Source organism: Reichenbachiella sp. MALMAid0571 (genome assembly GCF_040151475.1).
In the GTDB taxonomy this organism is placed as follows: Bacteria; Bacteroidota; Bacteroidia; order Cytophagales; family Cyclobacteriaceae; genus CAXBNB01.
Window position 1 is genome coordinate 1 of record NZ_JBDKWG010000108.1, and the last position, 14,466, is coordinate 14,466.

A 14,466-nucleotide genomic window follows, 5' to 3' on the forward strand; every position below is an offset into this window, starting at 1 on the left:
CCAAGTGATCTTCAGGTAGCCAATCGTTAAGGTCATGTGGCATAAAAGAAACTTGTTCTCTATCCGCTCCAATAAATGATATCATGCCCCAAGATATAAATAATTGGGTGGTTTATTAAGTCCGACAGACTCCTAGGTAAATCACCTAATTTATCCAATTCAGGAATTCCCTCATAAATAGGAGTTGTGGAAATATGACCTTTGAACCATAATTAAAATGTTTCAAATAAATATAAAAAGCCATGAAAACGACATCCAATTTTTACACCGTGATGATAATAATAGTAAAACTATTGCCTATTATCATATTATTATTAGTTGCAACTACCTACAGCAATGCGCAAGGAATAAAAGCAACTACTTACATAGAAAAAACTAAAATGTCTCCCAAGCTGGGGCATTCAATAGGTGTTGTATTTCCTAGCTATCTGGGAGATATGGAGTTGGGTGGGTTTTACCAAAAGTCAATGATTTCCAATAGCGGAGAATACGCTTCAAACAGATTGATGGAAGAAAAGTTCTATGGTTTTTACATAGGTATTTCTTTTATTCAAACTGAGCGTATTAACGTCAATTTCAACTTGCGTACCGGAACAGTGAATGATAAATTTTTAGCCATTACACCTTCTGTATTCTCAGATCTAATGATTTCCAAAGCTCTTGGGATAGGAGTAGGACTGGGAATGAGAAATTTGCAGCCTACCTACTCAGGGAGAATAATCTTAAAAATGAGTGGATTGAATGGTGGCTACTCAAAACACAATTACAGCCAGAGAAGAACTTATAAGTATAGATAACAGTATTTTATTTGAAACATAAAATCCGCATGAGTAACAAAATCAGTTTGTTACTCATGTTTTTTTAGTTTATTCATCGCTCAGTGGTAAGATCACAGTGAATGTCGAACCCTGATTTTCTATACTTTCAACCTTTATAGTGCCCCCATTGGCTTCAGCAAATTCTTTGCAAAGCAAAAGCCCCAGACCACTTCCTTCTTCTCCTTGTGTGCCGATAGATTTGGTTTTCTTTTCAATTCTAAACAGGTTGTCAATATTCTCTTTTTTGATTCCAATTCCCGAGTCAGAAATGGAGATTTCAACAAAACCTTTCTCTTCTTTGGTTGATATGTTGATTTGCCCCTTTTCATGAGTGAATTTTATCGCATTGGTAAACAAATTAACGAAAATGGTATCTAACATGTGCTTATCTACACGGACTAAATAATTTTCTGTTGGCTCATAGATAAGTTCAATTTTTTTTAATCTGGCTGTAGAGTAAAAATTATCAACCAGATGATTGACGAAAGAGTTTACGTTTATCGATTCAGGGTAATTGTTTAGTTTTCCGGTTTGCGATAAAGCCCATTGCAATAGATTGTTTAGCATGGATTTGCCATTTTTTGAAACTGAATTTAGGGCTTTGGCAGTTTCCAGTATTTTTGAGTCAGATGTAAAATTGTGGGTGGCCTCTATGTGTTTAACCAGTAATTCAGAGTGAGAAGTGAGTACAAAGAAAGGTGTTTTGAGGTCGTGTGCTATTATGGAGAAAAACAAATCCTTAGTAGCGACCATTTGCTTTAATTTCTCCTGAGATTCATTCAGGAGCTTATTTGTTTTATTTAGCTCTTCATTCTTATGAAGTAATAGTTCTTTGCTGTACTTGAGTTCAAGGTGTGTTCCTACTCTGGAGAGTAATTCCTGACTGTCAAATGGTTTTACAATATAATCCTGAGCACCGGCATTAAAACCCTCTAACATGTCATTTCTTTCAGACTTTGCAGTAAGAAAAATTATTGGTAAGTCACTTGCAGGTTTAGTTTTTCTTATTTCTTTGCAGGCTTCTATTCCATTCATTACCGGCATCATTACATCTAATAAAATTAGGTCAAAGGTTTCTATTCTTATTCGATCAATCGCTTGTTCGCCATTTATAGCAAATTCTACTTTGTAATTTTCCCGTCTTAGAATATTACCTAAAACCTGGATGTTTTTGGGGTTGTCATCTACTATTAGAATATTAAACTTTTGATTTTCCGGATTCATTCAGAGTATCGTTTTGGATTTTTATTGTGTATAATTTATTTAGAAGCACAGGAAATTTCTTCAACAATATGAGCATTCGGTCTATTTCAAAATTATTTACTGCATCAATTATTTCGTTCCCACATGATTTTAACATTTCTACGTTTAAATCATTTCCTATTGTTTGCAATTTATGCGCAAATATTTCCACTTCATTAATAGGTTGTTGATGAATAAGTCGCTGGTACGATTCTTTGAGTGCTTCCATTTTTTCAATTAAAGGGTCTAGTAGATAAGGAACTACATTTATCTCTAAATCCTTAGAATTTTCTGTAACTTCCTCTTTTTTGATCGACCGTATTTTATGTGGTAGTATTTTTTTTAAAACGGCATGAAATTGATTTAGGAGCACTGGTTTTATTAACAAATCGTCGAATATATTGTAATAATCAGGGTCGCCTGATTGGCTCATTGCAGATGCCGTGACCGCCACTACCGGGATAGTTTTCAGCTCAGGATTTCTTTTTAGCAACGCTGTTGCATTTCGTCCGTCCATTATCGGCATTTTGAGGTCTGTAAGGATAATGTCAGGTTTGAATTCTGTAGCCTTGTCTAGTAGCTCTTTGCCGTTTAATGCCGTGATTATTTCGATTTTGGTGTTTTTGAGTATTTCTTTTAAATAATTCAAATTGTGGATGTTGTCATCGGCAATAAGTGCAGTGGTATTTTCAAATTCTAAAATTTCATGTTTTTCTAGGATAGGGATGTTTTTCCCGGATCCACTTTTTACACTATCAAATGTAATAGTAAAAGTAGTGCCTTTTTGAACTTCAGACTTAAATGTGATTTCACCAAGCATCAGATCTACGAGTTTTTTTACTATAAAAAGCCCTAAACCCGCTCCAGGATTATAGTCGGTACTTGCAACATTCTCCTGGCTGAAATCATTGAATATTTTATCTTGAAAGTCAGGACTAATCCCTATGCCACTATCTTCTACTTCGAACACTAGTTTGGTTAATTTATTTTTGTTCAGGTAAAAAGAAGAATCTGCCATGACTCGAATCATAACAAAACCTGTTTGTGTAAATTTGAGAGAATTTCCTATCAGGTTCATTAGCACTTGCCTCAGCCTGGCTTCATCAAATACTATAAACTCTGGCACATCTGTACCAATTTCAACAAATAATTCAATACCTTTTTCCTGTATTTTTCCTTTAAAGACATTTATTATTTCATCAATAAAAGAAGTGACATGTAGTTCTTTGAAGTTTAGTTCTAATTTCCCAGAATCTATTTTTGATATATCAATGATGTCATTTATAAGTTCCAGAAGAGCTTTTCCGCTTGATTTGATAGATTTTAGATAGCTTTGCTGAGTTGTGTTAAGCTCACTTTTTGCAAGGAGATCGCTAAATCCCAGTACCGAATTTAGTGGAGTTCTCAAATCATGGCTTATGTTGGCAACAAAGGTACTTTTGGCCTTACTGGCTTCTTCAGCAAATTTTTTGGCTTGTATTAATTTTAATTCTGCATTTTTTTGACGGGTTACATTTTCTACCGCCAGAATTGCATTGTAGCTTCCTTTGTCACCAAAGCGTGTAACTTTTATCAGATACCATATTTGACTGTCCTTTACTTTGACGGGGTAAAACTGCTCAAAATCCTTATGATCACCACTTAGTACCAAATTGAGGCTTTCTTTGAACATATTCAACTCAGACCTGCTATTGGGCTGACTTAGAACCGGTTGGTTTAAATAATTTTCACTTTCGTGGCAATAAGGGAAACTATTTCCACTTAAGTTTTTTAGCTTTTTCCAATTTTGATTTACAAATATTATTTTTCCTGTATGGTCTAATACAGCTATATGAGCTGAATATGAGTTGATTATGAGTTGAGAGAATTCTGTCGATTCTTTTAGTGCTTCGTTGGTTATTTTTAGTTGTTTGGTTCTTTCATTTACCCTTTCTTCCAGTTCGAGATTGATATTTTCCAGTTTTTTTTGATTGATACTTAGATCCTCATTGACAGTTTTTAACTCATCAATGAGTAGCTCGTTTTGTTCTTTTAGATTGTAAAAGGCAATGCATTTTTTGATTATCTCGTTGAGCTCTTCGGTATTGAGGGGTTTGGAACAGTAGTAATGAATGTTACCGTTATTAATAGCTTCTTTGAGCAATTCCATATCACCATATCCGGTGAAGAGTACCCGCATGATATTAGAATGCCTTTCCTTGACTTTTTCTAATAATTCAATCCCTGAAAGTCCTGGCATCCTTTGGTCCGACACCAATACCTGAACTTTGTTATTTTCTAATAACTCAAGTGCCTGATTGGCAGATTCTGCTGTAATAATATTATAATCCCATTGAAAGGAGCTTTTGAAGACCCTTAAGTTGGCAGGTTCATCATCGACATATAAAATGGTATTTTCCATAATATTTTTTTCCATAGCATTATAAAGTTATAATATTTATATTCATAACAACATATCTGTTAGGTATTTTTAGGGAAATCAAAAAAAGTTAGTAAAATATCTTGGCATAAGAAACAGATCTAATAAATACCCAAAGTTAGAGTGATAATTTATTAGCAATACTGATTTTGCGGTGACTGTATGGTGGATATAGAAACTTGTTTATGACCTTTAAACCACAAAAATAAGCACTTTTACTTTTAAAAAGCATGTTATAGTTGGTGAAAAAAATACTTTTTTTGGTATTAAGAGGAAGGAGTTTATGTCTTTGTGGCAATTAAGTGAGGAGTTAAAAATATCGTTTGGGTATTTTTAACTCACTTATATAGGTGATTTAATTGCTAAAATCTATTCGGAAAGTGTTCATGTAGGATTTCATTGATTAGCTCACTACTTAAAGGCTTGCTTTTGAATCCGGAAATTTCCGGAATTAATTCAGCTCGTTCTCTGTCTGCCGGATTTAGAGATGTGGTAAGCATAACTAATACGATTTCTGCTTGTTGTGAGGAAGGTAGTTTTGAGTATTCTTCTAAAAATTCCCAACCATTAATTCCCGGCGTGTTGATATCTAGTAAGATAAGGTCAGGTTTATTTGATTCACCCTTTAAAAATATCAGAGCATCCATTGCTGTTTGGCAGATTTTTATATTTTCTGTGCAATTGACTTCATCTAGTGCCATCTGGTTAATGAAATTGGTTGCTTCGTCATCATCTATTAGTAATACACAACTTAGTTTTCTTTTCATTTTTTGATAGCTATGATGAAGTAAAGAGTACTGCCTTTAATGATATTATAATTCCTCTTTTGTCATAAATAAGTAACATGGTTTATTTTCTTAAATCATGTGTTGCATAGCAAACATAAATCTTATACCTTATAAAGAGAGGTGAAAATAGAGATATTAATGATTTCTCCTGATTATTAGTCAATTGATTGTAATGGTCTTAGACGAAATTTAAAGTATCTGCTTTGTTGAGCATTTGTTTGAATAGGATGAGCATGTGTCTGGAATAATAGCAGCCTCCGTCCAAAACAGAGTTTATAGCACTTTTGATGTCACTATCCATATATTCTTTATCCAAATACCCTGAAGCTCCGGAATTGATTATTGATTTTAGTTGATCAGTGCCATTGAACATGGTGAGTGTCAATACTTTTATGCCGGGATAGTCTCTTTTGATAACCTTACACAGTTCTATTCCATTCATTTCGGGCATGTCAATATCTGTGATTACCATATCGAATTTGTGGTTTTTTAAAAGAGATAGAGCTTCTTTACCATTTTTTGCTTCATGAGTTACCCGGAAAGACTTTTCATCTTTAAGTTTGTTTTGTATTAATTCCCTTACCAGTGGCTCATCTTCTACTATCAATATTTTCTTGTAAGATTTTCTAAAATTACTCACATTAAATGTCAGATGCTTTTTTGCCAGCATAGATATGCCTATGATAAATAAGACACCAAGTAAAGTATCGAAAAAGATCAAACTCAAACCATAACGTTCAATCATAGTATAAAGAACTTCTAGCAATACCCAACTGGTTGCGATAAATGATAGTATTGTTTTCATAATATTGTTTTTAGATTTTAACATATGACAAAGCTACCTCAAGGCTATCTGGTGTGTATTGGGGAAATAAGGATATTGATATTTTAGGAATTTTACCTACTCCAGATCATCAAATAAATTTCGTTCCAGAGCATGCATCACAAGGCCAACAATATTTTTGGCTCCTGTTTTTCCAAGTATGTTTTGTTTGTGGGCATCTACAGTTCGTTTACTTATGAATAACTTATCTGCAATTTCTTCATTTGAATGCTCTTGAATAATCAATTTGAGAACTTCCAGTTCTCTGGATGTTAGAGGTTGTTCAAGTACAGTTCTGGTTTTTACTTTGGGTTTTCCTCCCATAGTATTCATTATGGAGTTTGTGATTGTTTGGGAATAGTAATTTTGACCATTCATTACTGTGTGAATGGCTTTTAATATTTCTTCCTGACCAGCTTCTTTTGAGATATAGCCGGACACTCCTGCTTTTAGCATTTTTTTGACATAAGAAGTGTCGGTGAGCATAGAAAGGACCAGAATTTTTTGATCGGGTTGGTTCGCTAATATCTTAGAAGATAAGGTAATCCCATCCATTTCGGGCATGTCTATGTCTGTCATGATCAGATCAAATTGAGAGTGTTTACATTTGTCCAATGCTTCCTGACCATTTGAGGCTTCCTCAACAGTCATATTCTGACCATCTATATAAGACTTTATGATATCTCTAATCATTTTGTGGTCATCTACGATCAATATTTTTTTGTTGTCCATGATTTTTATTGTTATGATCTTGGTAAGATTATTCTAAATTCTGTCCCTCGTTTTGGGGCAGTGATTACCAGAATCTCACCCCCATGTTTTTCTATTATACCATAGGTAATAGACAATCCTAATCCTAACCCCTTGCCTACTTCCTTGGTAGTATAAAATGGATCAAATATTTTATTTTTAGTTTTTTTCGTCATACCCATGCCATTGTCTTTTATGCTAATGACTACCTTACCATAAGGTATGCTTGTTTCTATAGTTATTCTTCCTTTGCCCTCTGTCGCTTCTATAGCATTTCCAATAATGTTTAAAAATACTTGGTTAAGTTGGCTTGGAAAACATTTTACCATATCAATTTTATCACTGTACTTCTTTTTTATGATAATTTTGTCATTGAGTTTACCTCTTAATAGCATCAGTGATGAATCAAGACCTTCGTGAAGGTTGTATAGTCTTTTCCTGTCTTTATCTATTCTGGAGAAAGTTCTTAATCCTTTTACTACTTCAGTAGCTCTTTCTGCACCCAATTTAATGTCGCTAAGCAACTCTGGTATTGTATTGATTTTTTCTTCAAACGAGTTTGCTTGTTTTGATTTTTCGATTTTCTCCAGATCTAACTCTATGTTTTCACCTTTTGATAAAAAATTATACCTTGTAATTATTGGCTGGATGTCGTTGATTATCCTTTCCAGATTATTAATACCAGCATAAATAAAGTTCATTGGGTTGTTTATTTCATGAGCTAACCCGGCGGTTAAAAGACCCAAGGATGCCATTTTTTCTTGCTGTATCAACTGAGACTGTGTTTTTTTTATCTTGATTAATGCGTTTTGAAGCTCTTTGGTTCTTTCTTCTACGGCTAGTTCAAGATTTTTATTAAGGCGTCTGACTTCATTTTCAGCTGCTTTTGATTTGCTCAAATCTACTGCTGTGTTTAGTATCAACCTTTTGCCATCTTCCGTGTAACCCAAAGGTGTAGAGTGGAAATTCCAAATCCTTTTTTTTCCTCTTCTATCAGTTATTTCTGACTCTCCGTTGTTGAAGGTTTCATTGTAAGTAAACAAATTGTCTATGTAATCTTTATCGATTACCTTTTCCTTTCCAAAAGCTAGTTTTGTCCATTTTTCTATCGTAGATATTTCATTTAATGAATATCCTGAATAATTTTTCCAACCCTGGCTAATTCTATGAACTTTCCCATCTTCGTCATGTATCATTATTGGAATTGGAGCTAGTTCGATAGCTCGTTGCAATCTGTTTTCACTTTCTATGAGTTTGAGTTCTTGATTTTTTTCTTCCGTAACGTCTGTTTCAATGACAATGTACCCCTCTTTTTGATTGTTGGATATTAGAGGAACGATGTTACACTTGAAATAACGATCTGATAAAACTCCTTTATGATTGAAATGAACATTTTTGCTAGACTTCAATTTTTTAATAACCACCTCCTTGAGCTCATATCCATTTGATATAAAATCGAAATAATTAGAGCCCAGATATGATTTTACAGAGATTTTGTTTTTGAGTATATCCTTAGAAAATTGATTTATGTTAATTACATTAAATTGATTATCAAGAACTTGTACTTTGTCAGAGGAATTGTGAAAAAGAGAAAGCCATTTTTGTTGATTCTCTAACAGTTTCATTTCTGTTTTTTTCCTTTCCGTAATATCTTGACTAATCCCAATGATTTTGTGTACTTTTCCTTTTTCGTTCTTAACTGTGAGCCCGGAAGAATAAATGTATATTTCACCCTTGGTAGGATGGAATATCCTATATTCAGTTTTTCTGGATTTATTGTTTGGAATTTTCGTCCAGTTTTCCCAAAAAACTTTATCCTTGTCTTCAGGGTGAGTTCTTTCCAGGATTTTTTCAATGGTTACCTTTTCTTTCCATCTGAATCCAAATATTTTATAAAGTTCTTGTGACCATAATACAACCTCATGCGATTCTATATAGGTTTCCCATGATCCCAATTGGGCAATTTTCTGAGACTCCTTCAGGTTTTTTTCACTATGTTCCAGGGCTATAGAAGATATTTTTGATTCTGTAATATCTCTGGCTGAGCAAAACAATAATCCTGTAGATGTATCAGGAGTAACACACCATCTCAGGTATTTATAGCTCCCGTTTTTGCATCTGTAGCGGTTGTCAAAATTCACCGTAGTTTTTCCATCAGCCAGCTTTTTTTCTTCTTTGGCAGTGTCGGCTCTATCCATTGGATGTACAAAGTCCATAAAAGGTCGTTCAAGAAGTTCTTTTTCACTATATCCTAGTGTTCTAAGAAATGATTTGTTGACTTTTTTGAAATAACCATCGGTACTCGCTATTCCAAACATATCATTACCTACGGAGAAGAATTTTTTATACTCATCTAATTCTTTATCAATTCTTTTACGATTGGTAATGTCTTTAATGATCAATATATAATGGGTCAGCTTCTTGTCTTCGTTGAAAATGGGGTTAAGTGAAATATAGTTCCAAATTAGTGAGCCATCTTTTTTGTGATGGAGCACTTCTCCTTTGTATGATCCATGGTTGGCTATTGCCTCATTTATTTCTTTGGCAGCTTTGGGATTTGTTTTTCCTCCATATACGAAGCTTACCTTTTGTCCTATTATTTCTTTTTTGTTATATCCTGACAGTGCAGCAAACCTGCTGTTGCTGAATACTATTGGTTTTCCGGGTAACTTTGGGTCGATGAGTATTATTCCGTCATTTGCGGATTCCAGAGTACTGTCTTTTATTGCTCCAAATTCATTTTCTTGTTTTGAAATGTCTTTAACCGTGGCGTGAATAATTCTTATTTCATTTACTGGTATTGAAGTAAAACTGCATTCCACGTCAATTTTAGAATTGTTCTTATGAGTTACAAAAGATTTAAATTTCAAGCATTTCTGATTTGTTAGCTTGCTTAAATCACTTAGGATAATTTTGTTTTTCTTATTGTTGATGCTTTCAATAAGATTTTTACCAAGTAGTTCTTTTTTGGAAAAACCAAACAATTTTGAGGCACTGGAGTTTGAATTTAAAATTTCGCCAGTTGGATTTATAAAAAAAGATGCTTTGTCATATGAATTGAAAACGGAGTTGAATTTCTTCTCACCAATTGCTGTTTGATTGGTTAGAGACTCTACTTTCTGTTTCGACAGCAGTAGCTCATTTTTTAGTAATTGTTGCTGCTTGTGTATTTTAATACAACTAGTTGTTTTATAAATAAGAAGTTCCAGATTGTTGAAAGGATCCGTTATAAAATCAATAATGTTATCATTAGTTTTTATTAATTCTAATTCATTAAAGTTGTTCTGATCTGACAGGATAATTATAGGATAATCTTGGTAGTGTTCTGTAGTGCTTTTGATGGACCTTTTTATTACAGATGTTCCGTTGTAATAGAAAAGTAAGGCTGAGTAACCTCGATTTTTGAATTCTGGCTTAAATTGTTTAGCATGATCTACTGAGAAGAAGTGTTTCTTAAGTTCATTTGAAAATGCACTTTTATCGTTTTTGTGATCATGTATAAATAAAATTTTTTGCATGCTTTTTTTCCAGCTTGTTGGTATTTTGCTAATATACTGTACTAGCAGGTGTTTATAAATCTTGATTTAAGTAGTTAAATAAAAGATTTACGGAGTACAAAATAAAGACTCAAATTCTTCTTCATTTAAAAGAGATATATTAATGTTCGTCCGAAAATGTAAGTAAATAATTACAATTAATAACTATTATATACAATTATTATACCGTTGTTTCTAATATAAAATATATCAATAACGGTTTTTGAACTGATTAACAGGAGATTGAGTGATGGAAAAAATGGTTATAAGAACTAAATTCTGTTTAGCTAAATATCTGATTTAGCATTAAATCCTTTATTTGCGTAGGATCAATGGATGTGGCATGCTGGTGCTGGCTATTTGCAATAAAGATGGCTTTGTCTTCTTCATTTAGGTTAATACGTCCGTGAGACCCTTTGATTAAGGAAGCGTCTAGCGGGATGAAATCCATCAAAGTACGAAAGCCCAGTTTTTTTCTCAATAACTTTAAGACGATTCTGGGAACAATTAATTTCTTTTTCGGGTCGATAAACATTTCAACAGGATCATAACCTGGTTTTTTGTGAATATCAACTATTCTGGCAAAATCAGGAGCCATTTTGTCATCTTCCCAATAATAATAGGTAAACCAGCTTTTTTGATCTGCAACAACTACCAGTTCACCGGCTCGTTCGTGATCAATATGATGTAGTTTTTTTCCTTCGGTATCCAGTACCAATTCTATTCCTTCGGTTTGCTCTAGTTTGGTCTTGATAGTGTCTTTTTGGCTCAAATCGTTGATATAGACATGGGCTATCTGATGGTCGGCTGTAGCAAATGCTTTGGAAGCTCCAGCGTCGAGTAGTTCAAGGCCATTTTCTTCTCTTATTGCGATCAATCCTATTTCTCTTAAAATGCGGTTGATATGTATAGGCTGGCTTACACTGGTAATGCCGTATTCTGAAATCACATTAACCTCTACTCCTTGTTGCTCAAGGTAGGTGATTAGATATTCACAAACTTTGTCTATTTCTTGTAAATCTTTTGGCAGGTGTTTTTCATCATGCCCAAATTTCTGAAGTACATAGTCTAGGTGAGGGAGATACACTAACAGCAAGTCCGGATTATGCCACTTGTGGACTTTTTTGGAGGCATTTGCTATCCATTCACTTGATTTGATAGTGGTTTTTGGTCCCCAAAAGTGAAACAAAGGAAATGTGCCCAGTTCTTCTTGCAACCGATCTCTTAAATCAGATGGAGCGGAATAGCAGTCGGGTATTTTTAATCCGTCAGCTCTATACTGAGGTCTGGGGGTAACGGCGTAATCAACGGTGGAGTACATGTTGAACCACCAAAACATATTGGCACAAGTGAAGGATGGATCAATCTTTTTAGCATGATCCCATATACTGGTAGCCTGTACCAGTTTGTTTGATTGATGCCAGGATCTTACTTCTTGCACATCCCGATAAAACCATCCATTGGCTACTATGCCATGTTCTTCAGGCCATTTTCCGGTGAGATAAGTAGTCTGAACAGGGCAGGTGATTGCGGGTAATACAGGGTCTATACTGGATACGTTTTTATCTGCTGACCATTTTGTTAAAAATGGAGTATGTTGACCAATAAGCTTTTTGGACAAGCCAACAACATTGATTAATGCAGTTTTTTTCATTGCTATAAAACTAATCCAGTGTTTTAACTACCCAATCTAATTCTCTAACCACGCAACTGACAATATCTGTCCTCATATTTTCTGGCAATACGTCCCATGTATATGTTTCTACTTCCAGATGATTGGTGAAATTCTTTTCAGACCAAACTGCCAATGTTTCGATGATATCCTGTTGTGTTGATACCAATTGTTCGTATTTTTCAGTAAAAACAGGTACATGGTAATGTGTGCGTATTTCGGCATACTCAGGATTGTCAAGACTGTCAAGGGCAATTCCCAAATCCGGAAATCTTACCAGTTCACCATCAGTTTTTTTAACAACTGCTTGGTGCAAATAGGTTGGTTCATCAAATTTTTTGAGCTGTTGTTTAACGATTGTTTTTTGACTTTCGGAACGCATTGATCCAGAACCAAGTGCTGCACTGATTTGTATCCTGCCAATTTTTATATTTTCGGATAATACCTTGTTGATGGCTTCTTTTGGGTTTTCATAACCAACGGCAAAATGACAAACGTCGTAGCAGAGTTGGAAATGTTCTCTGATTATTGCTTCGGCATGGGTGGAATCACAATTGAAGGTTGTTTTGATAGATTCTATGCCTTTTTTTAGAATATAATTATTGAAAAAATCAACGAATTCTTGAGTTGTTTCCAGAATGCCATCCGGTTCTGGTTCCATATCGAGGTGAAGGCTTTTTCCGGTTTGTGTTTTGATTTCTGATAAATAAACAATCAGATCAGTTAGCTGTGTGCAAGCTGTGTTTTTTGCATTTTCAAGAGCCTGATCATCTTTGTGCCAAAACCGATAAGAAATAGGAGAGGTGGATACTCCTCCGTCCATATTTTCAGGTAAAAGCTGAGCTAAAATATCAAATAACCGCTTAGTGTATTCCAAACGATCTGTTGTGGTCCAGTCAGGAGTATGTACATCATCTTTTACTACCTGATTGTGAAAACCTCCATAGGGGAAACCGTTTATGGTAAAAACATACATGTTTTCACTTGTCAACCAGGATTTGAAATCGTTTAGGTTATTTCCTTCTAAAATTTCCAATGAGGCTTCATTAGAAAGCCTCAAACCAATGCCAAAGCTTTCGGATGTTAGGCCATCACGGATTTTGGTAGTGTATTCTTTGAGGTTTGAGAAAGTAGCTGTCCAGGGTTCGCCTGCATGAATGTTGCTGCAATAGGTGAGATGTGCCTGATGTTTGTTAATACGCATACATTTCTTTCTTTTCAACGAGTGTAAATACAGCCTTTTCGATCCATTCACTATTCATTTCATGGACGTCAAATTTCTCTCCGATTTTTTCTACCATGGTGATAGTAAGCTCACCTCCCAAATGTTCGCGAAATTCTTCCAGGCCTTTGATCAGTTCAGGATTTACTTTTGTTCCGGTAGGATCAAGAAGGAGTGGATGAAATAGGCTGAAGCCCAAATCACTTAATAGTTTTAGTATCCGGTCTGTTGTTGGCGTATCCAGGAATCCTGCATGCATGGCATAGGCTATATCCAGAGCAATGCCTATTGCTACAGCTTCTCCATGCTTTACTTCAAATTTTGTCAGTTGCTCCAGCTTATGTGCTGCCCAGTGTCCAAAATCCAAAGGTCTGGATGAGCCCATTTCAAAAGGGTCGTTGCTATTGGATATATGATCTGTATGCAATTGAGCACAATCGAATACCAGTTTTTCCATAGCGTCCAAATCCCTGTTGCTCAGTGCTATGGCATTTTTCTCCAACCAAAGGAAAAATTCTTGGTTTTTGATTAAAGCAACTTTTATGGCTTCAGACATTCCTGATCGCCAGTCCCTTTCATCGAGCGTGGTTAAGAAAGTAAGGTCATTGATTACGGCGAAAGGGGGAGCGAAATTTCCTAAGAAATTTTTCTTTCCGAAATAGTTGATCCCATTTTTCACTCCAACTCCAGAATCATTTTGAGAAAGAACAGTAGTAGGTATTCGTATATGCCTGATGCCTCTATGGGCTATAGCAGAGGCAAATCCTACCATGTCAAGTACTGCACCGCCTCCAATGGCAACAACGAAAGCATGCCTGTCTATCTTGGCATCATTGACTATGGAAAGCACTTTTACGAATTCTTCAGTAGAATTTTTAGTCTCTTCTCCACCAATAACGATAAGTGGAGGGCAGGCCATATTTATCTTTTCCTGTTTAGAAACGTAGTTTTCTATTTTGCTGATCAATTCTGGTTGACAATCGTTCAGGCCTTTATCAATTACAAATGCTATTTTGATTGCTTTATCTGATCCATTTTTGGTGATCACATCATTGAGTAATGGGTTGGATGGGGCGAACAACTCTCTCGTAAACAAGATGTCGTATGTATAATTGATGGAAAAATTTTGATTTATTTTCATTGTGTTCTCCTCTAATCTCTCTTAGCTTCTTGTTTTTATGATTGTATCCAATAAT

Annotated in this window: 10 protein-coding genes; 1 reads left to right on the top strand and 9 read right to left on the bottom strand. The window is 34.9% G+C overall.

Annotated elements, in window-relative coordinates:
- Positions 1–242: 242 nt before the first annotated feature.
- Positions 243–797, top strand: a complete 555-nt coding sequence (locus AAOP42_RS05770) for a hypothetical protein (protein ID WP_349527517.1) — start codon at positions 243–245, stop codon at positions 795–797.
- Between the two features lie 69 nt (positions 798–866).
- On the opposite strand, the gene AAOP42_RS05775 is transcribed toward AAOP42_RS05770, so the two are convergent.
- The 9 genes from AAOP42_RS05775 to AAOP42_RS05815 form a co-directional block, all read right to left on the bottom strand.
- Entirely contained in the window at positions 867–2,042 is a 1,176-nt protein-coding gene (locus AAOP42_RS05775; RefSeq protein ID WP_349527518.1) for a hybrid sensor histidine kinase/response regulator, read from the bottom strand.
- The gene (locus AAOP42_RS05780) at positions 2,017–4,476 is read right to left on the bottom strand and encodes a response regulator (RefSeq protein WP_349527519.1); all 2,460 of its coding nucleotides are present in this window, start codon (positions 4,474–4,476) and stop codon (positions 2,017–2,019) included. Before AAOP42_RS05780 ends, AAOP42_RS05775 begins: the two co-directional genes overlap by 26 nt.
- A 365-nt stretch (positions 4,477–4,841) precedes the next feature.
- Positions 4,842–5,246 carry a response regulator gene (locus AAOP42_RS05785; protein WP_349527520.1) on the bottom strand — a complete coding sequence of 135 codons (405 nt, stop codon included), beginning with the start codon at positions 5,244–5,246 and terminating at the stop codon, positions 4,842–4,844.
- 199 nt (positions 5,247–5,445) lie between these two features.
- Positions 5,446–6,072: a response regulator gene (locus AAOP42_RS05790; RefSeq protein ID WP_349527521.1), complete on the bottom strand. Its 627-nt coding sequence runs from the start codon at positions 6,070–6,072 to the stop codon at positions 5,446–5,448.
- Between the two features lie 96 nt (positions 6,073–6,168).
- Positions 6,169–6,822, bottom strand: coding sequence for a response regulator transcription factor (locus tag AAOP42_RS05795; RefSeq protein WP_349527522.1), 654 nt, complete (start codon positions 6,820–6,822; stop codon positions 6,169–6,171).
- Positions 6,823–6,833: 11 nt separating this feature from the next.
- Entirely contained in the window at positions 6,834–10,358 is a 3,525-nt protein-coding gene (locus AAOP42_RS05800) for a PAS domain S-box protein (protein ID WP_349527523.1), read from the bottom strand.
- Between the two features lie 301 nt (positions 10,359–10,659).
- On the bottom strand, positions 10,660–12,030 hold the full coding sequence (locus AAOP42_RS05805) for an alkaline phosphatase family protein (RefSeq protein WP_349527524.1): 1,371 nt from the start codon (positions 12,028–12,030) through the stop codon (positions 10,660–10,662).
- A gap of 10 nt (positions 12,031–12,040) precedes the next feature.
- On the bottom strand, positions 12,041–13,252 hold the full coding sequence (eboE, locus tag AAOP42_RS05810; RefSeq protein ID WP_349527525.1) for a metabolite traffic protein EboE: 1,212 nt from the start codon (positions 13,250–13,252) through the stop codon (positions 12,041–12,043).
- Positions 13,242–14,411, bottom strand: a complete 1,170-nt coding sequence (locus AAOP42_RS05815; protein ID WP_349527526.1) for a 3-dehydroquinate synthase — start codon at positions 14,409–14,411, stop codon at positions 13,242–13,244. The genes eboE and AAOP42_RS05815 overlap by 11 nt, the downstream gene beginning before the upstream one ends.
- Positions 14,412–14,466 lie beyond the last annotated feature (55 nt).

What these genes read in the sequence shown, in the direction of transcription:
- AAOP42_RS05800 (WP_349527523.1), bottom strand. Translation starts at nt 10,358, where the DNA reads ATGCAAAAAATTTTATTTATACATGATCACAAAAACGATAAAAGTGCA.
- AAOP42_RS05815 (WP_349527526.1), bottom strand. Translation starts at nt 14,411, where the DNA reads ATGAAAATAAATCAAAATTTTTCCATCAATTATACATACGACATCTTG.
- AAOP42_RS05785 (WP_349527520.1), bottom strand. Translation starts at nt 5,246, where the DNA reads ATGAAAAGAAAACTAAGTTGTGTATTACTAATAGATGATGACGAAGCA.
- eboE (WP_349527525.1), bottom strand. Translation starts at nt 13,252, where the DNA reads ATGCGTATTAACAAACATCAGGCACATCTCACCTATTGCAGCAACATT.
- AAOP42_RS05790 (WP_349527521.1), bottom strand. Translation starts at nt 6,072, where the DNA reads ATGAAAACAATACTATCATTTATCGCAACCAGTTGGGTATTGCTAGAA.
- AAOP42_RS05775 (WP_349527518.1), bottom strand. Translation starts at nt 2,042, where the DNA reads ATGAATCCGGAAAATCAAAAGTTTAATATTCTAATAGTAGATGACAAC.
- AAOP42_RS05795 (WP_349527522.1), bottom strand. Translation starts at nt 6,822, where the DNA reads ATGGACAACAAAAAAATATTGATCGTAGATGACCACAAAATGATTAGA.
- AAOP42_RS05805 (WP_349527524.1), bottom strand. Translation starts at nt 12,030, where the DNA reads ATGAAAAAAACTGCATTAATCAATGTTGTTGGCTTGTCCAAAAAGCTT.
- AAOP42_RS05770 (WP_349527517.1), top strand. Translation starts at nt 243, where the DNA reads ATGAAAACGACATCCAATTTTTACACCGTGATGATAATAATAGTAAAA.
- AAOP42_RS05780 (WP_349527519.1), bottom strand. Translation starts at nt 4,476, where the DNA reads ATGGAAAAAAATATTATGGAAAATACCATTTTATATGTCGATGATGAA.